1 protein-coding gene is annotated in these 255 nt (G+C 41.6%); it reads left to right on the forward strand.

From position 1 onward, the window contains the following. Positions 1-255: ACT domain-containing protein (locus tag SB775_RS31500; RefSeq protein WP_410865211.1), on the forward strand; the 255-nt coding region annotated here is incomplete at both ends.

Genomic DNA, 255 nt, shown 5'->3' on the forward strand with positions numbered 1-255 from the left:
GTCGCAGTGATGAAAAATATGCGTCTTGGCGTGAACGGAAGCGGATTTATCGCGGCGCAATTTGAGAAGAAAATCAAATCATCATCTGAAGTATTTGCTCAGCAATTCTTAAGAATCCATGTTAGAGATCAAGTCGGGGCATTCTCCCGGATTACATCTATTTTTTCTGAAAGAGGCATCAGCTTTGAAAAGATCCTTCAGCTTCCTGTGAAAGGGCATGATGAGCTGGCTGAAATTGTGATTATTACACATCAG

This window comes from Peribacillus sp. SIMBA_075, assembly GCF_046534585.1.